Genomic DNA, 20,326 nt, shown 5'->3' on the forward strand with positions numbered 1-20,326 from the left:
GATCTTCCCCCGTCTCGCTGTCAGGTGCGCGCGTGCAGGCCGGCGCTATCGATTCCCTCGACGACACTGCCTTCTCGCGGCCCGGCGGCCAGCGGGTGAACCTGCGCTGGCTCGCGGCCTGCCTGCTCACGGGCGTGGCCGGAGCGGGGCTCCTCGGCGTCGCCCTCGATCTCGCGGCTTCGGACGGGATCGTCGCCGCACCGCCGGAACTCGCGGTGCGCCCGCACGCGGAGGGCCAGGCCGGAGCCGCGGCCCGCAAGGGCGACCGCCTCGTGCGCGACGAGATCGTGGTGGCGGCCAAGCGCGAGTTCCGCGCCTCGCTCACCGAGCGGGCGGGCGAGCGCGAGATCATCCGTCTCCATTCCTTCGTGCAGATCGCCACCGACCTGCCGCTGCGCGCCCCGGACGCGCCGATCCCACCCTTCGATCCGTTGCGCAGCGCGCAGGCCGAGGCCGCCGCCGACGAGGCGGGGACCGATCCGGCCGAGACCGCCGTGACCCTGGAGCGCAGCCCGCTCTCCGGCCTCGCCGAGGCGGCGGCCCCCGCCCTCACGGACGAGGAGGTCGACGCCCTCGTCGCCGAGACGCAGCGCCTCGCGGGCGGTCCCGGCTCCCTGCCCCCGCCTTCCCGCCCGAGCGCATGCTCTCGCGCGCGCTGCGGCTCGGGGCAGGGTCCGAGGAGATCGAGGCCCCCTCCGGCGCCATCGAGGTCAAGATCCTGCCGGAGAACCTGACCGAGATCCCGGAGACCCTGACCGCGCCCGCGACACCCCTGTTCGAGACGCGCGAGGCGGTGCTCGGCAAGGACCAGAGCCTCGACGCGCTCCTGCGCGCGAACGGGGCGCCGCCGGACCGGGCCGCGGCGATCCTCGCCGCGCTCAGCCCCCGCGCGCGGGGGGATCTGCCGGAAGGCCAGCATCTGCGCCTCCTGATCGTCCGCGACGGCCCGGCCGCCGGGATCGCCCGGGTGACGCTCTACGGCGAGGGCGGCATCGAGGAGATCGCGGCGGCGAACGACCGCGGCGTCTTCGTGTCGGTGGCGCCCCCGCGGGCCGGGGCCGTCGCGACTGCGGAGGACGAGGGCGGCGTCAGTCTCTACGAGAGCCTCTACAATGCCGGCCTCAAGAACGGCGTGCCCCGCGCCGTGATCGAGGACCTCGTGACGGCGCTCGCCGCCGGCACCGATCTGCAGAGCCGCGCCGAGCCGGGCGACCACGTCGAGATCGTCTTCACGGCGGACGAGGAGGCCAAGCCCGAACTCCTCTACGCGGCCCTGCGCAGCCACGGGGAGATGCAGACCCTCTACCGCTTCCGCATGCCGGGCAGCGGCGAGGTGGAGTATCTCGATGCGGATGGGCGCTCCTCGCGGAAATTCCTGATCCGGCGGCCGGTGGCGGAGGGGCGGATCAGCTCGCCCTTCGGAGCCCGTCTGCACCCGATCCTCGGCTATTACCGGATGCACAACGGCGTCGATTGGGCGGCGACCCGGGGCACGCCGATCATGGCGACGGGCGACGGCGTCGTGGTCTCGGCCGGCGCCCGGTCGGGCTACGGCAACCGCGTCGAGATCCAGCACGCCAACAACTACGCCACCGCCTACAACCACATGGCGCGGATCGCCCGCGGCATCGCGCCGGGCGCCCGGGTGCGTCTCGGACAGGTGATCGGCGCGGTGGGCACCACCGGACTGTCCACCGGGCCTCACGTCCATTACGAAGTCTCGATCAACGGACGCTTCGTCGACCCGATGAAGATCCGCCTGCCGAGCGCCCGCGAACTCACCGGCCCGTCGCTCGCCGCCTTCCGGGCGGCCGAGGAGCAGATCGACGCCCTGCGCCAGCACCGGAACGCGCGCAACACCGCGGAGCGCAGCTGAGGCGACGGGGGTTGGGAAGAACATTCCCCTTGTGTCGCCCACGAGAGAACATCCTGCCCCATCAGGCCCGAACTTCGAAAAAGCCGTCCATTGATCGCCGGGCCGCCCGGCCCGAGATTCCCGCTCATGAGCGAACGTCCCGAGACCTCATCGACGGTCTTCGACCCCTATGGTGAGCCGATCGCCATCGGCCCGGCCTGCCCCACCGAGGCCGGGGATCGCCGCGCGCGCCGGGCCGCCATCGCGCTGTTCTGGAGCCTCGCCCTCGCCCTGGTCGCCGGGCGGGTCTATCTCGGAAGCGAGCCGGTCGCGCACGGAGTGCGCATCATCGCCTCGGCTGCGGCGACGGTCCTTCGCTGACGGGTTCGCGCGACCCGGAAGACCCTTGGCAATCTCCGCTGGTCCTCAACTTCTCCGGTCCTCAATCGAAACCTCGTCCCAGATTGTGATCTGCAGGAGAACCGGGGCGTTCCATCCAGCGCGTCCGGGACGCTCCCGGGATGAGGCCTCGCGGCGGACGCTATCACGCCGCCCGTCCGCGCCGCACAACCGCAAGGTGATCAGAACGGCTCGCGCATCCGTCAATTGACCCATCGGCCAATCGGACTAGTTCTAGTCCGGCTTGGCGGGTCCATCGTCGCCGAATCGCGGATCCCGCGCCAGCCGGGAGGAGACAGGCCGGCCATGATGCGTCTCAACGTGAACGGGTCCGTGCGCGAGGTCGAGGCGGAGCCCGACACGCCGCTGCTCTGGGTGATCCGCGAACAGGTCGGTCTCACCGGCACGAAATACGGGTGCGGCATCGCCCAGTGCGGCGCCTGCACGGTCCATGTCGACGGGCAGGCCGTGCGCTCCTGCTCGCTGCCGGTCTCGGCGATCGGCGAGGATCAGGCGATCGTCACCATCGAGGGCTTGAGCCCGGACCGGTCGCATCCGGTGCAGAAGGCCTGGGCGGCGCTCGACGTGCCGCAATGCGGCTTCTGCCAATCGGGGATGATCATGGCCTCGGCAGCGCTCCTCGCCCAGAACCCGAAGCCCTCCGACGCGGAGATCCGCCGCGAGATCACCAATATCTGCCGCTGCGGCACCTATAACCGCGTGCTCGCGGGCATCCACCTCGCCGCCGAGGGCGGCGAGACCGGGCGCGGGTGAGGAGGCCGGCATGACGACAGCATCATCCCCCGCCCCTTCGCGCCGCGTCTTCCTCGCGGGCGCCGCGGCGACGGCCGGCGCCTTCAGCCTCGGCTTCCACGTTCCGGCCCTCGCCGAGTCCGCATCCCCGGCGGCACCCGAGGTCAATGCCTGGGTGGTCGTGCGGCCCGACGAGACCGTGGTGATCCGGATCGCCCGCTCCGAGATGGGCCAGGGCACCCTCACCGGCCTCGCCCAGCTCGTCGCCGAGGAACTCGGCTGCGACTGGGCCCGGGTGACGACCGAGTACCCGACGCCGGGGCAGAACCTCGCCCGCCAGCGGGTCTGGGGCGATTTCTCCACCGGCGGCAGCCGCGGCATCCGCGAATCCTACCTCGCGGTGCGCCAGGGCGGCGCCGCCGCCCGCATGATGCTGGTCGCCGCGGCGGCCGAGGGCTGGGGCGTCCCGCCCGGCGCGTGCCGGGTCGGGAAGGGCGTGATCACGCATCCGGGCTCGGGCCGCTCGACCACCTTCGGCACGGTCGCGGCGCGCGCCGCCGCGATGCCGCCGCCCAAGGACGTGGCCCTCAAGGATCCGAAGGACTGGACCATCGCGGGCAAGCCGCTCAAGCGGCTCGACACGGTGGCGAAGCTCGACGGCAGCCAGGTCTACGGCCAGGACCTGAAGCTCGACGGCATGCTGAACGCCGCGATCCGCGACTGCCCGGTGCCGGGCGGCCGGGTGAAGAGCTTCGAGGCCGCGTCGGTGCTCGGCATGCCGGGCGTCAGGAAGGTGGTGCAGGTCGGCGACAGCGGCGTCGCCGTGATCGCCGACACGTTCTGGCGGGCGAAGACCGCCGTCGAGGCGCTGCCGGTGGTCTGGGACGAGGGCCCGAACGCCGCCGTGTCGAGCGAGACCATCGCCGCCACCCTGAAGGCCGGGCTCGACGCGGACGAAGCCTTCGTCGGCAACAAGGCCGGCGACGCCAGGGCGGCCCTGCGCGACGCCGCGCGGGTGGTCGAGGCGACCTACGCCTACCCGTTCCAGAACCACGCCACCATGGAGCCGATGAACGCCACCGCCCGCTGGACCCCCGAGCGGTGCGAGGTGTGGACGCCGACGCAGAACGGCGAGGCGGCGCTCGCCGCCGCCGCCGAGGCGGCCGGCCTCTCGCCCCGGCAATGCGAGGTCTACAAGATCCATCTCGGCGGTGGCTTCGGGCGGCGCGGCGCCACCCACGACTGGGTGCGCCAGGCGGTTCTCATCGCCCGGGAGGTGCCGGGCACCCCGGTGAAGCTGATCTGGACCCGCGAGGAGGACATGACGCATGGCCGGTATCACCCGGTCACGCAGTGCCGGATGCGGGCGGCCCTGGATGCCGAGGGCAATCTCACCGGCCTGCACATGCGCATCTCCGGCCAGTCGATCCTGGCGGCGATCGTGCCGGGGCGGCTCGGGCCGGACGGGAAGGATCCGGTGACCTTCCAGGGGCTCAATCCCGGCGGGGCTGAGGCGGCGATCGGCTACACGATCCCGAACCTCCTCATCGACCACGCCATGCGCAACCCGCACATCATCCCGGGCTTCTGGCGGGGCGTGAACACCAACCCCAACGCCATCTACCTCGAATGCTTCATGGACGAGGTCGCCCATGCGGCGGGCCAGGATCCCCTCGCCTTCCGGCGCCGGCTGATGGCGAACCATCCCAAGCACCTCGCGGTGCTGAACGCGGTGGCCGAGCGCATCGGCTGGGACCGCAAGCCGCCCGAGGGCGTGCATCGCGGGCTCGCCCAGATCATGGGCTTCGGCAGCTACGTGGCGGGCGCCGCCGAGGTCTCGGTGCGCGACGACGGCACGCTGAAGATCCACCGCATCGTGGCGGCGACGGATCCCGGCGTCGCGGTGAATCCGCAGCAGATCGCCGCCCAGGTCGAGGGATCCTTCGTGTATGGTCTCTCGGCGGCCCTGCACGGGGAATGCACCGTGAAGGACGGCCGCATCGAGCAGACCAACTTCGACACCTATCCGGTGATGCGCATGGACGAGATGCCGGCCGTGGAGACGATCCTGATTCCGTCGGGCGGCTTCATCGGCGGCGTCGGCGAGCCGACCATCGCGGTCGCCGCGCCCGCCGTCCTCAACGCCGTCTTCGCGGCGACGGGCAAGCGGGTGCGCCAGATCCCGCTCAAGCACACCGACCTGCGGCGCGCGTGAGCCTCCGTCTCGCGCTCGTCCTCGCCGCGGGTCTCGACGGCACCCAGGTCTCGGCGCTCGCGGCGTCGCCGCTCGTGCCCCCGCCCGGCGCCTCGTCCTGCTCCGGCTGCCACGGCCAGCACGGCGAGGGGGTCTTCGCTCCCCTCGCGGGCCGTCCCGCGGAGGCGATCGCGACCGCGCTCGCGGAATACCGGGCGGGCACCCGGCCCGCCAGCGTCATGACCCGGATCGCCAGGGGATTTTCCGAGGCGGAGAGCCGCGCGATCGCCGATTACCTCGCCCAGCAGCCGCAGGGGGGCCCGTGACCGACACGACGCGGCGAAGCCTCCTCGGCGGGCTCGCGGGGATCGCCCTCGCCCGCCCCGCCTGCGCGCAGCCACTGCCCGTCCCAGGCGCGTCCGGGCGCGTCGTGGTCGTCGGCGGCGGCTTCGGTGGCGCGACGGCGGCGCGATCGCTGCATCAGGCGGGGCTCGCGGTCACGCTGATCGAGGCGGAGGCGACCTACACGGCCTGCCCGTTCAGCAACGAGGTCATCGTCGGCCTCCAGCCGATGGCGGCGCAGCGTTTCGGCTACGAGGGCCTGAAGGCGAGCGGCGTCACGGTGGTGCAGGCGCGCGCCACCGGGATCGACGGCCGCGCGCGGCAGGTGACGCTCGCCGACGGCACCACCCTGGCTTACGACCGCCTGATCCTCTCGCCCGGCATCGCCCTGCGCTTCGACGCCCTGCCCGGCTACGACGAGGCCGCCGCCGAGGTGATGCCGCATGCCTGGAAGGCCGGGGCGCAGACGGAACTCCTCGCCCGCCAGCTCCGGGCGATGCCGGATGGCGGCACCGTGGTGCTGGCGGTGCCGGGCAATCCCTATCGCTGCCCGCCCGGACCCTACGAGCGGGCCAGCCTGATCGCCCATTTCCTGAAGACGCGAAAGCCCCGCTCGAAGCTGATCGTCCTCGACGCCAAGGACACCTTCTCGAAGCAGAAGCTGTTCGAGGCGGCCTGGACGAGCCTCTATCCCGACCATCTCGAATACGTGCCGCTCGCCTCGGGCGGGCAGGTGACGGCGGTCGAGCCGGCGAGCCTGACCGTGCGGACGGACTTCTCGGAATACAAGGCGGCGGTGGCCTGCATCATCCCGCCCCAGCGCGCCGCGCCGATCGCCCTGTCCGCGGGCGTCGCCGACCGGACCGGCTGGTGCCCGATCGACCCCGTGACCTTCGAGTCGCGGCTCGTCCCCGGCATCCACGTCGTCGGCGACGCCGCCATCGCCGGCGCCATGCCGAAATCCGCGTTCTCGGCCAATGCGCAGGCCAAGGTCTGTGCGCAGGCGGTGGCCGACCTGCTGGCCGGGCGCACGCCCGTGACCCCGAAGCTGATCAACACCTGCTACAGCCTCGTCGCGCCCGGCTACGGCATCTCCGTCGCCGGCGTCTACCATCCGGCGAACGGCGTGCTCGCCGACGTGGACGGCGCCGGCGGCACGAGCCCCCTCGACGCCCCTTCCTCCCTGCGCGAGGCCGAGGCCGCCTACGCGGCCGCGTGGTATCGCACCATCACGGGCGACGTGTTCGGTTGAGGCCGGTCAGAACAGGTGGAAGGCGTGCGGGGCGAACAGGCCCACGGCCAGCATGCCGATCCCCGCGACGCCGAGCAGCCCCCCGCCGATGGCGAGCGCCGTGATGCCGGTGATGACCTGCGCGGAGGCGAGCACGATGCCGATCTGGAACGCCGCCGAGCCGATCTCGTAATGGTGGTAGCGCGCGAGCGCGAGATCGCGCTTCGCCTCGGCCGTCTTGGCGCGGGCGGCGAGTTCCTTGCGGCCTTCGCCCGTGCTGGGCTCCGATTCGTAGCGGCCCAGGGTCTTCTGCCATTCCTCGACCTGTTTCCTCACCGCCTCGCTCGGTGCGCCCGGCGCCTCGATCGCGGTCTGCTCCACCGCGGTCTTGAGGAAGGTGCTCCGGATGGTGCGCGCCTGGAAAAAGGCCCACAGATTGCTCGCCTCGACATTGGCACTCAGCGCATCCGTCTGCGCGCTCTTCGCCAACGTCTCGCCCAGCGCCAGGAACAGCGCCAGCACCGAGATCAACAGCGCAATCTTCTTGTTCGACCCTTCGACTGATCCGTGACCGCCCGACATCTCCGTCTCCTTCGCGTCAGCGTGGCCGCTGTCATAGCCGGCGATTCGCGAACCGCCAGTGACTTCTTGTCGGCGGGATCATCGCCGAGCCCCCTTTCCTTCCGGGGCGACTCGCGAAAAGAGAGGGACCGGTTTCCGTCATGGACGCTCCTCATGCATCGCACGCGTGCCCTGTTCGCCAGCTGCCTCGCGCTTGCCGCGCTCCCGGTCCGCGCCCAGACCGGGCCCGCTTGGCCCGACACCTATCTGAGCCGCGTCGAGGCGACGGCGGTGATGCAGACGCTCAACGCCCAGCTCCTCGCCGCCCGCAGCGCCACCTTCACCCTCGAAGGTTGGTGCGCCGCGCACAAGCTCGCACCCGAGCCGCGGCTCGTCGCCCGGCTGGTGCGCGAGGTCGAGCGGCCGGCCAGCGCCGAGACGCGCCAGCGCCTGCAGGTCGGCCCCGACGAGCCCCTGCGCTACCGGCGGGTGCGCCTCGCCTGCGGCGAGCACGTGCTATCGGAGGCGGACAATTGGTACGTGCCCTCCCGGCTCACGCCGGAGATGAACACGCTCCTCGAGACCACGGACACGCCCTTCGGCCGGGCGGTGCAGAGCCTCAGGCCCACCCGGCAGACGGTGGAGAGCCGCCTCCTGTGGCAGCCCCTGCCGGAGGGCTGGGATCAGGCGCCGCCCGCGGTCGGGACCTGCGCTCCCCTCGTGGTGCCGCAGGAGCTGTTCGCCCATCGCGCGGTGCTGTTCACCGCCGAGCGGCAGCCCTTCTCGGAGGTGGTGGAGACCTATGCGCGGGCCGTGCTCGACTTCGCCCGCGCGCCGCGCCCGGCGGATCCCGCCTGCGCGAAACCCTGATCGTCAAGGGAGACAACGTCGAGGGAGACAAGGGCTATGCCCCGCTACTACTTCGCGACCCGCGTGGGCGAGGATCTCGTGCCCGACCCGGATGGCCGCGTCCTCCGGGACGCGGACGAGGCCTGGGCGGCGGCGCGCGACCTGATCCGCGCGCTGCTGCGCGAGAGCGGACCGACCTCGCGCCTGTTCTCGGCCATCCTGGAAGTCACCGACGAGGCAGGCGAGATCGTGTTCGAGTTCCCGTTCCCGGAGGCGCTGGATCCGCAAGGGGAGAGCGGCGGCCGGCTTCACTGAGGCGGCGCGCCCTCGTGTCCGGCGATCTCATACGGTTTCCGGATGATCGCTTCGCGATGCGGAAACCGGCCTCGCTCAGGCGCCGCGCGGGCTCGTGATACGGTTTCCGAAAGTGATCTTCCGGAAACCGTATCAGTCGCCGGCCGTCTCGTCCGGCGCTCCCGCGGGGGCGAGACGGATCCAGGCGTCGAGGGCCCACCGGATCCCATGCCCCGCGGCGGCGACGACCGCCATCGAGCCGGCCAGGTTCAGGAAGAGGGACGCGTCCGTCATCGGTGCTTCTCGAACGGTTGAGAGGGCGCCTGCCGGTCGCCGGGCGGGGAAACCCGGATCGAGCGTCATGGCGCCGTTGCAGGCCAGTCTTCCCATCGCTTTCCGGCAAAACGATGAGACGGCCCGCCTCAATTCGAAGCTTGGTCGTTCCGATGTACGGCACAGTCACGGCTCGATGCCGGACTGTCCTGGCCGTTTAAGATCGCGTTAATTGCGGATGAGGGGGGATTAATCGTTGAGGCGAATGAGGCCGCCCCGGGCAGGGACGGCCTCGATTGTGGCGGGAGCGTCAGGCCGCGAGGGCGTAGGTCTCCGCCGGAGCCTCGGCCGCCATGAACTGGGCCCGCGCCAGCTCCGCGAAGCGCCCGCCTTCCGCGACGAGCTCGTCGAAGGTCCCGGCCTCCACGATGCGCCCCCGGTCGAAGACGAGGATGCGGTCGGCGTTGCGGATCGTCGCGAGGCGGTGGGCGATCACGAAGGTCGTGCGGCCCTCCATCACGGCGTCCAGCGCGCCCTGGAGCTTGCGCTCGGTGGCGGCATCGAGGGCGCTCGTCGCCTCGTCGAGGATCAGCACCGGCGGGTTCTTGAGGAGCGCCCGGGCGATCGAGAGCCGCTGCCGCTCGCCGCCCGACAGGGAGCGTCCGCGCTCGCCGATCACCGTGTCGAGTCCATCGGGCTGGCGGGCGAGGAAATCCATCGCCTGCGCCCGCTCCAGCGCGTCGAGCATCTCGGCATCGGTGGCGTCGGGCCGGCCGACCTGGAGGTTCTCGCGGATCGAGCGGGCGAACAGCATCGGCTCCTGGAACACCACGCCGATATTGTGCCGCAGCGAGGCGACGGAGAGGTCGCGGATGTCGTCGCCGTCGATGCGGATCGTCCCGGTCTCCGGATCGAAGGCGCGGTGGAGCAGGCTCAGGGTGGTCGACTTGCCCGAGCCGGTGGTGCCGACGAGGGCGACCGTTTCGCCCGGCGCGACCGAGAAGCTGATCCCGTCGAGCGCCGGCCGCCGGCCGTCGTAGGAGAAGGTCACGTCCTCGAAGGCGACCTCGCCGGCGATCCGGGCGACCGGGCGGGCGTTCGGCCGGTCGCGCACCGCCGGGACCGTGTCGAGGATGTCGAAGAATTCCTGCATCTTGGGCGCCTGCATGAAGAGCCCGTTGACGAAGGACACCACCTGATCGAGGCGCCCGACGAGGAGCGTCGCGAGGCTCATGAAGGACACCACGTCGCCGACGCTCGCCTGGCCCTGGAAGTGCAGCGCGAGACCGGTGACGAAGATCGCCGTCATGGTCAGGGTCGCCGAGGCCCGGGTCGCCACCGAGGCGAGCGCCCACCACGACAGGACCGGCGTCTGGGCCGCGAGCAGGTTGCGGATGATGCCCTGCATCGCCTCCTTCTCGGCCTTGGCGCGGGTGAAGGACTGGATCACCGCCACGTTGCCGAGGGCGTCGGAGGCGTGCGCGGCGAGGCCGGAATGGAAATGCTCCACCTCGCCCTGCAGGCTCTCCGTGCGGCGCAGCACGAAGGTGGTGAGCGCGGTGAAGGCGACGACCAGCACCAGCAGGATCGCGCCGAGCTGCCAGTTGAGGAACAGGGTCATCGGCAGCAGGACGACGAGCGAGACCAGGGCGGCGCAGTGGTCGCGGAAGAAGCCGAGCCACAGCCACGCCATGCCGTTCGAGCCCTCCAGCATCGCCTTGAGCACCCGGCCCGAATGGTTGGACGCGTGGAAGGCCAGCGGCAGGTCGAGGACGTGCTCGAAGTAGTTCGCCATGGCGCCGAGCCGGCGCCGGTGCGTCAGGCGGTCGGCGTGGAGCGCGATCAGCACGCTCGCCGCGATGCTGAACAGGCCGAAGCCGACCCAGGCGCCCACGAGCAGCATGAGGTCGCCGTAGGAGGCCGCCCCTTCCGGCCGCGCCGGCAGATGGGTCACCCGGTCGATGATGCGCCCGAACAGCACCGGCTCGGCGAAAGCCGCCGCCGCGAGCGCGATGTTGGCGAGCGTGAGCCCGGCGCCGAGCCGCAGATCGGGTCCGAGCTGGGCCATGACCCGCCCGTAGAGCCGCAACAGCCGCATGTGCTGAATCTCCGAAACCCCTTGGGCGCGGTGATCGTGCCGGATCCGTCGCCCGTCTCGTCCGCGGCGTCGGACGTTCAAGCCCTTCGCCATGCTCCCTTCATGACGGATTTCGCCTGAACGGCGCATGACGGGACGGGCGCGGGGGCAGGGCCTTTACGCTTCGTTGAGCACGATCCCCCTAGGCTGGGGATGGATGACCCGGACTCGTCCCGCGACAGGAAGTACGCAGCGTCATGGATCTCGCAACCGGCCTCGGCCTGCTCGGCGGCGTCGCCGTCGTCATCGTGCTGATCCTCATCGATGGCGGGAACTTCGCGGCCTATTTCGACAAGCACGCCGTCATCGTGATCTTCGGCGGGGCGACGGCCGCCACCATGCTGCGCTTCCCCTTCTCGGTGATCGTGCACGGCGTGCCGATGGGCCTGCGCTACGCCTTCAGCATGCGCTCCATCAAGCCGCGCGACCTCATCGACGAGATCACCAAGATCGCCGAGGTGGTGCGCAAGTCCGGCCCGATGGCCGTCGAGAACATGGAGATCTCCGACCCCTTCCTGGCCCAGGGGGTGCGCTACATCGCGGACGGCTACGACCGCGAGTTCATCCGCGACACGATGGAGCGCGACCGCGACAACTTCCTGATGCATCTGGAGGAGGGCTCGAAGGTGTACCGGGCCTTCGGCGACTGCGCCCCGGCCTGGGGCATGATCGGCACCATCCTCGGCATGGTGACGATGTTCGCCAACATGTCGGACCCCTCGAAGCTCGGCCCCGCCATGGCGACGGCGCTGCTCGCCACGCTCTACGGGGCGCTCATCGCCAACATGATCACCCTGCCGATCGCCGACAAGCTGCACGTCAAGCTGGAGGAGGAGGACGTCTCGCGCTCCCTCATCATCGACGGCGTCCTGCTGATCCGCGACTCGAAGAGCGCCTCGCTCGTGCGCGAGATGCTGATCGCCTACCTGCCCCACAACACCCGCGAGGAACTCGCCGCCGAGGCGGCGTGAGCCCGGCGAGCCCGAGGACGCACCAGTGGCCAGGAAGAAGCGGGGCGGCGCCCATGGCGGTCACGGCTGGTTCGTGACCTTCGCCGACCTGATGGCGCTCCTCATGAGCTTCTTCGTGATGATCGCCGCCTACTCGACCCAGGACCAGAAGAAGCTCCAGGCGGTTGCCGGCTCGATGCGCGACGCCTTCGGCAACAACCGGGAGAGCCGGTTCAACGGCATCATCGAGAAGAACGGGCTGCCGAGCGCCACGCGGCTGCGCGACCTGCGCGACGTCACGCCCGACAAGGCCTCGGACCGCACGACGCCCCCCTCGCCCGACGAGGTCTTCGACAACGGCGTGCCCCAGAACGGCTACCGCGACGGCTTCGGCCTCGCCATGGCGAGCCTGCGGCAGGCCCTGCAGGACCTGCCCGACATCGCCGAACTCTCGAAGAACGTGCTGATCCACGAGACCCAGCGCGGCCTCGACGTCTCGCTGGTGGATCAGGACGGCCGCTCGATGTTCCCCGACGGCTCGACCCGCCCGAACGACCGCACCCGGCAGGTGCTTGAGCGGCTGGCCCCGACGATCCGCGGCATGTCGAACAGGATCGCGATCGCGGGCTACACCTCGGCGACCCGCCCCGGCCGCCGCCCGGCCGCCCCGCCCTGGGAACTCTCAACCGGCCGCGCGATCAGCGTGCGCGAGACGCTGGCGGGCGCCGGCATTCCGGACGAGCGCTTCACGATCGTCTCCGGCAAGGCCGATACCGAGCCGCTCTTCCCGGACAATCCCTACATCGCGGCCAACCGCCGGGTGACGATCACGCTCCTGCGCGACGCCCCGCCCCTGCCGCCCGGCGTGGCCCTGCCGTGAGAACCGGCCGACGGCTCCCGGCGATCTCTCCCCAAACGCCTTCTCCAGCCCGCGACCTCAGATTGAGGTCGCGGATGGGACGGCCGGCCGAACTGGTCAAATAGGCCCTGCGGCGACGGATTACTTCGAGACCAGGAGCGTCCAGTAGACCTTGTACTTCGAGCCCGGCGCGTAGGCGGTGGCGATGCCCATGCGGGTGGCGTCGGGCGCGAGCAGCACCGCGTTGTGGGCCGGGCTGTCGCGCCAGCCGGAGAAGGCCTCCGCGAGGGTGTGGTAGCCCGCCGAGAGATTGGCCTTGGGGTCGGGAAAGCCCATCCGGGCCGCCACCGTCTTGACGATGTCGGCTTGGCTCGGCCGGTCGGCGGCCGCCATGGCGGCGCTTTCCGTCTCGGCGAGGCGCTGGAGTCCCGGATCGAGGGCGAGCGGAGGCAGGCCCTTGTTGCGCCGGTAGGCCCCGATCATGTCGCGCGCGGTGGCGAGGTCGAGCTGGGCCCCCGCCGCGGTCATCGGCCAGTAGAGCGAGGGGCCGGCCGGCCCCGTCTGGCGCACGGCCTCGCCGCCGGCGCAGCCCGCGAGGGCAGCGCCGAGGGCCAAAAGGGTGACCGATCGGGTGATCGACCGGGAGGCGGCGTGCGTCAGGCTCACGGGACGGACTCGGGCATTCGGCGGCGCTCGCCGCCGCCCGGGTTCGGAACCGCCGGATCGGTCGGGGATGCGATCCCGGGCACCACGGCCCGGGCGATCTGCCCCAACGCGTCCTGAACCGGTTCCAGTCCCTGCACGGTGACGATGCTCGCCCCTGGCCCGAGATTGGGGATGAGCCCCTCCTCCGACAAGGTCTTGAACACCGCGAAATTCAGGTCGCTCTGCACCTTCAGCTGCGAGGCGACGTCGGTGATCATCGCGATCATCTCGAATTCGAGGAACGGATCGCCGATCTTGCGGAACACCACGCGGGGCGGCGGCTCCTTCAGCACGTCGGCATGCGCCCGGGCGCAGCCGGCGATGAGGTCCGCGGCCCGCACCGGATCCTGGTTGCGCAGGACGTTCACGGTGATCGACACCCGTCCGGTGCGGTCGCCGCGCACCCGGTTCTTCACCACGCCCGAGATCAGGTTGGAGTTCGGCACGATCACGGCCGAGCGGTCGAAGGTCTGGATCTCCGTCGAGCGCACGCTGATGCGCCGGACGTAGCCCTCGTTGTCGCCGATCACCACGAGGTCGCCGACGCGGATCGGCCGCTCCCAGAGCAGCAGCAGGCCCGAGACGAAGTTGTTGACGATCGATTGCAGGCCGAAACCGATACCGACCGAGAGGGCACCGGCCACGATGGTGATCTTCTCCAGGCTCAGGCCCAGATACGAGAAGGCGATGGCGAGCGAGACCAGGAAGCCGACATAGCCCGTGACCGTCGCGATCGAGTTGCGCAGGCCCGCCTCGAGGTCGGTGGCCGGCAGATAGGTGTTCTCCAGCCAGCGCTTGACCACGCGCGAGACGGTCAGGCCGAGCAGGAACAGCCCGACCGCGATGACGATGGTCGAGAGCGAGATCGTGACGTCGCCGACCTTGAAGCCGAAGAAGGCCGCCCGCACCGAGGTGTAGATGTCGGTCGAATCGACGCCCCAGGTCGCCAGCAGCAGCACCGCCGCCACGACACCGAGGACCACGCGCACGAGACCACCCATCAGGACGGCGATCTGGTTGAGGGACTTCTTGCGCAGGCCGGTATTGGCCTGGAGGGCGGTGGCGATCCGCGAATCGTCCTGCAGCGTGCCGGTGATGAAGGCGTCCGCGCTGGTGATGGCGAGGTAGAGCAAAGCCGCCGCGATGGCCGTCCAGACCAGCTGGTCGATGAGGAAGGACGAGAGCGCGATGTAGCCGGACAGGGCGCAGAGCGCGACCGCAGCGGTGACGACCCAGCCGACGATGCGCAGGGGGCCGCCGATGCCGGTGCTCGATTCCGCCGCCACGTAGGGGCCGAAGCAGGCCTCCTCGGTCTCCGCGCGGGCCGCGAAGCGGCGCAGGCCCTCGGCCATCACCACGGCCACCACCGCCGCGAAGATGCCGCGGGTGACGATGCTGATCGGCAGGCCGACCGAGATCGCCTCGTTGAACTCCTCGATGGTGCGCCCGATGGCGATGACGAAGGCGATGCCGACCACGAGGCGGGTCAGGCGCTCGGCCGTCGCGTCCTCCATGGCGACGAGCCGCCAGTCGGGCTTGCCGGGCGAGAGGAGCGCGTCCGTCACCGCCTCGACCACGGCCACGAAGGCGAGCGCCATCAGCACCCCGTGCGCGACGGTGGAGTAGCGGTCCGGCATCAGGTCGGTCGCCTCGATGGCGAAGCTCACCAGGAAGCTGCCGGCCAGGGCCGGCACGGCGCCCGACAGCACGACGCGCCAGGCGGCCAGCACCTTGGCGCGGCGGCTCGGCGCCTTGGTCTTCTCGTTGGCGGCATCGCGTCGCCCGAGCCGCGGCGCGATGTGCCGGCGGGCGATGTAGAGCGCCACCGAGACGCCGATGGCGAGCGCGACCACCAGCAGGCGCAGGGGCGTGCCGCTGCGCTGCACCTGCCGGACGATGTCGTCGAGGGCCGTCTCGGCCGCCTTGACGTCGCGCGGCAGGCTCGAAGCCGCCCGCGCGTAGAGGTTCGGGCTGAGCAGCCCGTCCGTGCGCTCGAACAGGGCGCGGGTGAAGGCGGTGCGGCGGCGATTGCTGATCTGGTCGGTGATCTGCTCGCTCTGCACGAGGAGCGAGCGGGCGAGCCGCATGGTCTCGTCGATCTCGGCGACGCCGCCCTCGCGCTGCGCGCGCTCCTGGGCGACGTCGGGGGCCTCGGCGCCCTCCTTGGGCTTCGGCCCGAGCTGGTTCAGGCGCTCCTTGGCGGCTTCGAGGCGCGGGCCCAGGCTGTCGATGACGTGGCGCAGCCGCTCGGCCACGGGATCGATGCCGTCGCGCAGGAGTGCGAGATCGTCCTTGTTGAGGTTCTGATGGGTGAGCGCTTGCTCGCGCTGGTCGAGATCCGCCTTCTCCTGATCGAGCTGGGCGCGAATCTGCTTGATCTGCTCGGAGATCGGGGTCGGCTGCGGCTTGGGGGCAGGAGCGGCGGGCGCAGGAGCCGGCGGGGCCGCCTGAGTCGCCGGAGCGGCGGGAGCCGCCTGCGCGGTGGGGGCCTTGGCATCCGGCTTCGCCGCGGGGCCCTGCGCGGCCGCGAGGCCCGGCACCAGGACGGCGGCGGTCATCAGGGCGGCGATCCATCGGCGCAACGATGTCATGGCGGTCCTTCTCGTCCTGCGGACCCGGCGGTCCGGGCACGTCCTCACGGGGATCGAAGCCCTCGCGGCTCCGGCTTGCCCCGCACAAGTAACGCAGGGGCCGCCTCGGGTGGAGGGCGGATCCCCCATCGCCGAGCAATGGGGCGAAAGATCGCCCGTGCGCCCGCGGCCGGCCCCGGATGCGGCTGTGGGCGCGACACCGCAGGCGGAGCCCGAAACCTTCACAACCGTGTCATCCTGCTACTAGAATGACGGAACAATGGACTCGGCCCCTCCGGTCTGCTGCGAACAGATGGCGTCGATCATCTCGGTCCGGCAGCACAGATGCCCGGTACAGCCCCGGGCGCACTCGATCCGCGGCACCCGCCCGACCGGCGGCCATGCCGGCCTTCCGCCGTGTCCCCTCACTCCCCCCGGACAGAGCGTGAGGTAGGCGATGCATCCCATCCCCTGCCTCCGCCCGCGTCGCGAGCCCCGGTCCCCCGCCGGGCGCCCTCGCCGCAGCCGGACCGTTGCCAGGGCAGGATGATGCTGGATCTGCAAACCCTCGTGCTGAACGCGGATTATCGGCCGCTCTCGTACAATCCGCTCTCTCTGTGGTCCTGGAAGGACGCCTTCACCGCCCTGTTCCTCGACCGCGTCACATTGGTGGCGAGCTACGACGTCGAGGCCCGCTCCCCGAGCCGCGCGCTCAAGGTGCCGAGCGTCGTCGCGCTGAAGAGCTACGTGGCGATGGCGCGAAGCCCCGCCTTCACGCGCTACAACATCTACCTGCGCGACACGTTCAGCTGCCAGTATTGCGGGCTGCGGCTCCCCGCCGGCGGCCTGACCTTCGACCACGTGGTGCCGCGCTCGCGCGGTGGTCAATCGAGCTGGGAGAACGTGGTCGCGGCGTGCAGCCCCTGCAACCTGCGCAAGGCCAACCGCACGCCCGAGGAGGCGGAGATGCCCCTCCGCAACCTGCCGCGCCGGCCGAGCCGCCACGAGCTGCACCGCCGCCAGCCCGAATTCGACCACCGGCAGTACCACCACACCTGGATCGATTACCTGTACTGGGACAGCGAGCTGGAGACCTGAGCCTCAGGGCTCCGGGAAGACGGGCGGCGGCTCGTTGTAGATCGGCAGGCGCTCGTTGCGTGGCATCCAGGCGAGGTAGGGTTCACCCACAGGCTCCCCGTTGGCGACCGGCGCGGCGAGGCGCGGCTGACGATGCCGCGCCGCCCGCGCCTCGCGCGGAATGGACGTGACCTCGCGGCGCGCGCGCGCGTCCGTGCGGGCGGGCCGTTCCGCGGGGAGGCCATCGGCCGCGGCCGGCGTCGCCACGGCGAGGCCGAGCAGGAGACCGGCGGACAGGACGGAGCGGCGCATGGGCGGGATCTCCACGGGGTCCCGGGAGGATCGCGGTCCGGAGCGACTCGCCCGTTAAGGGCCGCGCCCGATCCGTCCGCATGGTTTCCGCCCTATTGCGCGGTGACGCCGCCGTCGATGACGAATTCGGACCCGGTGACGAAGCGCGATTCGTCCGCCGCCAGATAGGCGGCCATGGCGGCGATCTCGTCGGCCTGCGCGTTGCGGCCGAGGGGCACCGAGGCCCGCAGCCGCTCCCGCAGCGCCTCGGGGTCGCGCCCGCCGGCGGCCAGATCGTAGAGCATGTCCGTCTCGGTGAAGCCCGGATGGATCGAGTTGCAGCGGATCCCGTAGCCCTGGCGGGCGCAATGCAGCGCCACGGATTTCGTCAGCAGCCGCACGGCCCCCTTCGAGGCATTGTAGGCCGCGAGATTGTGGCCACCGACGATCCCGGAGACGGAGGAGAGGTTGATGATCGCCCCGCCGCGTCCCTGCGGCGGCTTCATCGCCCGCACGGCGTGGCGACAGCCGAGGAAGGTGCCGTCGACGTTGATGTCCTGCACCCGGCGCCATTGCTCGAGGGTGACCGACTCGATCGTCGCCACGACCGCGATGCCGGCGCTGTTGACCAGCACGTCGAGGCCCCCGAAGCGCTGCACCGCCTCGTCCACCGCCGATTGCCACGCCGCGTCGCGGGTCACGTCGAGGGCGGTGAAATGGAAGGCCGGATGCGTGGCCGCGGCCCGGGCGCCGGCCTCCGCGTCGATGTCGGCGAGGATGACTGCGGCGGCCCCCTCCTCCGCGAAGCGCCGGGCGGTCGCGAGGCCGATTCCGCGCGCGCCGCCGCTGATCAGGGCGACCTTCCCGGAGAGACGCTGCATCCTCGGCTCCGCATCGCGCCGCCGGGCGGCGGCGCGCGACACTGGGCCGGTTCGGGGCCTGCCGCAAGCGCCTCAGAACTTGAGCGCCGCGCCGCCGCGTACGGTGTTGATGTTGGCCTTGTGCCCGTCGAAATCATTGAACTGCACGTACTGGTACTCGGCCCGCAGCAGGATGCTGCTGGTGAGCGCGAATTCCAGACCCGCCCCGGCCGCGATGCCGCCGACGATCTTCTCACGGGATTTCGTGATCACGGTCGGGCCGGCCGGTACGCTCTGGGTGACATCGGCCTGATTGAACGAGGCGTAGCCGTCGTGCATGACCGGGGCGTTGGCGCCCGAGGCCTTGTTGCTGTTGTAGGTGGCCTGATCGTAGCCGTTCGCTTCGACCGCGACCGTGTCGGTGATCCGGGCACGGCCGATGGCGAGGCCGGCGGTGACGTAGGGCATGACGTTTCCGACGTCGTAGCCGAACCGGGCCCTGAGCGTGGCGTAGTCCTCGATCTTGGTCTTCGCCTCCCCGATCAGGTCGAGCGCTTGCCAGTATCCGTTCGTGAGATTCTGGCGGCCGATCGCGTCGATGGTCGTCCCCTGGACGCCGAGATGGGTGTAGTCGAGTTCGGCGCCGGCGACGATCTCGTCGAACTGGAAGTTGATGCCGAGATAGGCGCCGAACGAGGTGCCGTCGCGCCGCGCGCTTTGGGGATACAGAAGCGACGAGGCGCCGAAATTCGATTCATAGGTGGATCGCCGGAAGTAGTTCGCGACCGGCGTTTGGAAGACGTTGCCGAACCCGAAGCTGGCGCTCGACCAGCCGCCATGTCCGCCGACATAGACGCCGTCCCAGTTCCCCACGGGAGCCGGCGCATCGAAGCTGCTGCCGCGCAGGGTTCCGAAGTCGAGATCGGCCGCCAGCGCCGGATCGAGCCCGCCCAGGCACAGAGCGGCGAGAAGTCCTGAGGTCACGATACGCATGAGAGCGATCCCCCGACGAGGCGTCGGCGTCAATGGTCAATTGTCACGTCTCATAATCGCTAGGTAACCTTAAGATTGTCTTGCGGAGGACGGAGAGGAATGGTGCAAAACGAGGGAGGCCCGGAGCGGTCCTGCCGCTCCGGGCCTCTCGTGGGGTCGGCGCGCGCCGCGCCGGAGCGGGTTCAGTAGACGGCGGGCAGCCCGCCGGCTCCCGCGAAGGGCAGGCCGCCGAAGGCCCAGCGCAGGCCGATCCGGAACTCGTTGGCGGTGACGTCCTTCAGGCGGGTGTTGTAGCCGTAGGCGTCGAAGCCGGTCCGCGCCTTGCCGATATCGAGGTAGCGGTAGCTCGCGTCGATGCTGACGCCGTAGGCGACCTCGTAGGACAGGCCCGCCATGGCGGCCCAGGCGAAGGTGGTGACGCTGTGGTTCGCCCGCGCATCGGTCGTCTGCGGACCGATCGCGTAGATCGGCTGGGTGTCGCCGCAGGTGACGGTGGTGCAGGTGGTCCGCGTCCAGGCGTTGTGGAAGCGCTTCTCCGCGAAGCCGATGCCCGCGCCGACATAGGGCGTGAAGCCCCACCACGTGCCGAGATCGGCATAGACGTTGAACAGACCGGTGAGGACGTCGAGCTTGCCCGCCTCCTCGTTGTAGCCCTCCACGAAATTGGTGCGGGAGCTGTAATCGTGGAAGCGGCTGGCGGTGCGGGCGTCGATGGTGAAGTCGGCCCGCAGGAAGCTGTTGAACCGGTAGCCGATGCCGCCGCCGTAGCCGTCCGTGGAACTCAGGCGCAGGTCGACCAGCTTGGCCCCGGGCGTGCCCGGGAGCGTGTCGTCGCCCGGCCGGCGGAAATCGCTCGCCGTGTAGTCGCCGCGCAAGTACCAGCCCGTGCCGATCTCCACGGCCGGTGCCGGCGCCGGCAGCGGCGGGGCGGGCGGCAGCAGGTCGGCGGCCCCTGCCGGCGAGGCGGCGACCAGGACGGCACCGAGCGCCGCGGCCGCCCAGCAGTGACGCGATCCTTCCATGATGCTCTCTCCGGCGGTGCGCCCGGTGGGTGGCGCCGCCCATGTTGCCTGCGGTGATGATGATGCGCTGTCGCGCGGGGAACGGATGCCCAAGCGGGACTGCATCGGGCG

The 20,326-nt window shown here is 70.9% G+C and carries 21 protein-coding genes; 12 read left to right on the top strand and 9 right to left on the bottom strand.

The window, feature by feature from the left end; genetic code table 11:
- The first annotated feature begins 32 nt into the window (after positions 1–32).
- From ACE101_RS06280 to ACE101_RS06310, 7 genes are all read left to right on the top strand, one after another.
- Positions 33–734 carry a hypothetical protein gene (locus ACE101_RS06280; protein ID WP_379126891.1) on the top strand — a complete coding sequence of 234 codons (702 nt, stop codon included), beginning with the start codon at positions 33–35 and terminating at the stop codon, positions 732–734.
- Positions 641–1,876, top strand: a complete 1,236-nt coding sequence (locus tag ACE101_RS06285) for a peptidoglycan DD-metalloendopeptidase family protein (protein ID WP_379126893.1) — start codon at positions 641–643, stop codon at positions 1,874–1,876. Before ACE101_RS06280 ends, ACE101_RS06285 begins: the two co-directional genes overlap by 94 nt.
- Before the next feature lie 126 nt (positions 1,877–2,002).
- Positions 2,003–2,236, top strand: a complete 234-nt coding sequence (locus ACE101_RS06290) for a hypothetical protein (protein ID WP_379126895.1) — start codon at positions 2,003–2,005, stop codon at positions 2,234–2,236.
- Positions 2,237–2,560: 324 nt separating this feature from the next.
- Complete coding sequence (locus tag ACE101_RS06295; RefSeq protein WP_379126897.1) at positions 2,561–3,028, top strand: (2Fe-2S)-binding protein; 468 nt, start codon at positions 2,561–2,563, stop codon at positions 3,026–3,028.
- A 10-nt stretch (positions 3,029–3,038) separates the two neighbouring features.
- Positions 3,039–5,222 (top strand): xanthine dehydrogenase family protein molybdopterin-binding subunit, encoded by a 2,184-nt coding sequence (locus ACE101_RS06300; RefSeq protein ID WP_379126899.1) that lies wholly within the window; start codon positions 3,039–3,041, stop codon positions 5,220–5,222.
- Entirely contained in the window at positions 5,219–5,527 is a 309-nt protein-coding gene (locus tag ACE101_RS06305; RefSeq protein ID WP_379126901.1) for a c-type cytochrome, read from the top strand. Before ACE101_RS06300 ends, ACE101_RS06305 begins: the two co-directional genes overlap by 4 nt.
- Positions 5,524–6,795 (top strand): FCSD flavin-binding domain-containing protein, encoded by a 1,272-nt coding sequence (locus tag ACE101_RS06310; protein ID WP_379126903.1) that lies wholly within the window; start codon positions 5,524–5,526, stop codon positions 6,793–6,795. Before ACE101_RS06305 ends, ACE101_RS06310 begins: the two co-directional genes overlap by 4 nt.
- A gap of 6 nt (positions 6,796–6,801) precedes the next feature.
- Here ACE101_RS06310 and ACE101_RS06315 read toward each other — a convergent pair whose 3' ends face one another.
- Complete coding sequence (locus ACE101_RS06315; RefSeq protein ID WP_379126905.1) at positions 6,802–7,356, bottom strand: DUF4337 domain-containing protein; 555 nt, start codon at positions 7,354–7,356, stop codon at positions 6,802–6,804.
- Between the two features lie 153 nt (positions 7,357–7,509).
- On the opposite strand from ACE101_RS06315, the gene ACE101_RS06320 reads away from it, so the two are divergent.
- Together ACE101_RS06320 and ACE101_RS06325 are read left to right on the top strand one after the other, a co-directional pair.
- Entirely contained in the window at positions 7,510–8,205 is a 696-nt protein-coding gene (locus ACE101_RS06320; protein WP_379126907.1) for a hypothetical protein, read from the top strand.
- 36 nt (positions 8,206–8,241) lie between these two features.
- Positions 8,242–8,499: a DUF6894 family protein gene (locus ACE101_RS06325; RefSeq protein WP_379126909.1), complete on the top strand. Its 258-nt coding sequence runs from the start codon at positions 8,242–8,244 to the stop codon at positions 8,497–8,499.
- Between the two features lie 132 nt (positions 8,500–8,631).
- On the opposite strand, the gene ACE101_RS06330 is transcribed toward ACE101_RS06325, so the two are convergent.
- Together ACE101_RS06330 and ACE101_RS06335 are read right to left on the bottom strand one after the other, a co-directional pair.
- Positions 8,632–8,772 carry a hypothetical protein gene (locus tag ACE101_RS06330; RefSeq protein ID WP_379126911.1) on the bottom strand — a complete coding sequence of 47 codons (141 nt, stop codon included), beginning with the start codon at positions 8,770–8,772 and terminating at the stop codon, positions 8,632–8,634.
- 289 nt (positions 8,773–9,061) lie between these two features.
- The gene (locus ACE101_RS06335; RefSeq protein WP_379126913.1) at positions 9,062–10,849 is read right to left on the bottom strand and encodes a glucan ABC transporter ATP-binding protein/ permease; all 1,788 of its coding nucleotides are present in this window, start codon (positions 10,847–10,849) and stop codon (positions 9,062–9,064) included.
- Between the two features lie 236 nt (positions 10,850–11,085).
- On the opposite strand from ACE101_RS06335, the gene ACE101_RS06340 reads away from it, so the two are divergent.
- Positions 11,086–11,859 carry a motility protein A gene (locus ACE101_RS06340; protein WP_379126915.1) on the top strand — a complete coding sequence of 258 codons (774 nt, stop codon included), beginning with the start codon at positions 11,086–11,088 and terminating at the stop codon, positions 11,857–11,859.
- 25 nt (positions 11,860–11,884) lie between these two features.
- Positions 11,885–12,718: a flagellar motor protein MotB gene (locus tag ACE101_RS06345; RefSeq protein WP_379126916.1), complete on the top strand. Its 834-nt coding sequence runs from the start codon at positions 11,885–11,887 to the stop codon at positions 12,716–12,718.
- A 120-nt stretch (positions 12,719–12,838) separates the two neighbouring features.
- On the opposite strand, the gene ACE101_RS06350 is transcribed toward ACE101_RS06345, so the two are convergent.
- Together ACE101_RS06350 and ACE101_RS06355 are read right to left on the bottom strand one after the other, a co-directional pair.
- Positions 12,839–13,363 (bottom strand): CAP domain-containing protein, encoded by a 525-nt coding sequence (locus tag ACE101_RS06350; protein WP_379126918.1) that lies wholly within the window; start codon positions 13,361–13,363, stop codon positions 12,839–12,841.
- Complete coding sequence (locus tag ACE101_RS06355; RefSeq protein WP_379126920.1) at positions 13,360–15,960, bottom strand: DUF3772 domain-containing protein; 2,601 nt, start codon at positions 15,958–15,960, stop codon at positions 13,360–13,362. Before ACE101_RS06355 ends, ACE101_RS06350 begins: the two co-directional genes overlap by 4 nt.
- Positions 15,961–16,521: 561 nt before the next feature.
- Here ACE101_RS06355 and ACE101_RS06360 point away from each other — a divergent pair.
- Positions 16,522–17,070 (top strand): HNH endonuclease, encoded by a 549-nt coding sequence (locus ACE101_RS06360; RefSeq protein WP_379126922.1) that lies wholly within the window; start codon positions 16,522–16,524, stop codon positions 17,068–17,070.
- 3 nt (positions 17,071–17,073) lie between these two features.
- On the opposite strand, the gene ACE101_RS06365 is transcribed toward ACE101_RS06360, so the two are convergent.
- The 4 genes from ACE101_RS06365 to ACE101_RS06380 all read right to left on the bottom strand — a co-directional run bounded on the left by ACE101_RS06365 (position 17,074) and on the right by ACE101_RS06380 (position 20,215).
- Positions 17,074–17,361, bottom strand: a complete 288-nt coding sequence (locus ACE101_RS06365) for a hypothetical protein (RefSeq protein ID WP_379126924.1) — start codon at positions 17,359–17,361, stop codon at positions 17,074–17,076.
- 92 nt (positions 17,362–17,453) lie between these two features.
- A complete protein-coding gene (locus tag ACE101_RS06370) occupies positions 17,454–18,221 on the bottom strand; it encodes a glucose 1-dehydrogenase (RefSeq protein ID WP_379126926.1) in 768 nt (255 codons plus the stop codon).
- Between the two features lie 72 nt (positions 18,222–18,293).
- Positions 18,294–19,193 (bottom strand): outer membrane protein, encoded by a 900-nt coding sequence (locus ACE101_RS06375; protein WP_379126928.1) that lies wholly within the window; start codon positions 19,191–19,193, stop codon positions 18,294–18,296.
- A 182-nt stretch (positions 19,194–19,375) separates the two neighbouring features.
- Positions 19,376–20,215, bottom strand: a complete 840-nt coding sequence (locus tag ACE101_RS06380; RefSeq protein ID WP_379126930.1) for an outer membrane protein — start codon at positions 20,213–20,215, stop codon at positions 19,376–19,378.
- Positions 20,216–20,326 lie beyond the last annotated feature (111 nt).

The organism is Methylobacterium carpenticola (genome assembly GCF_042748905.1).
Lineage (GTDB): Bacteria > Pseudomonadota > Alphaproteobacteria > Rhizobiales > Beijerinckiaceae > Methylobacterium > Methylobacterium carpenticola.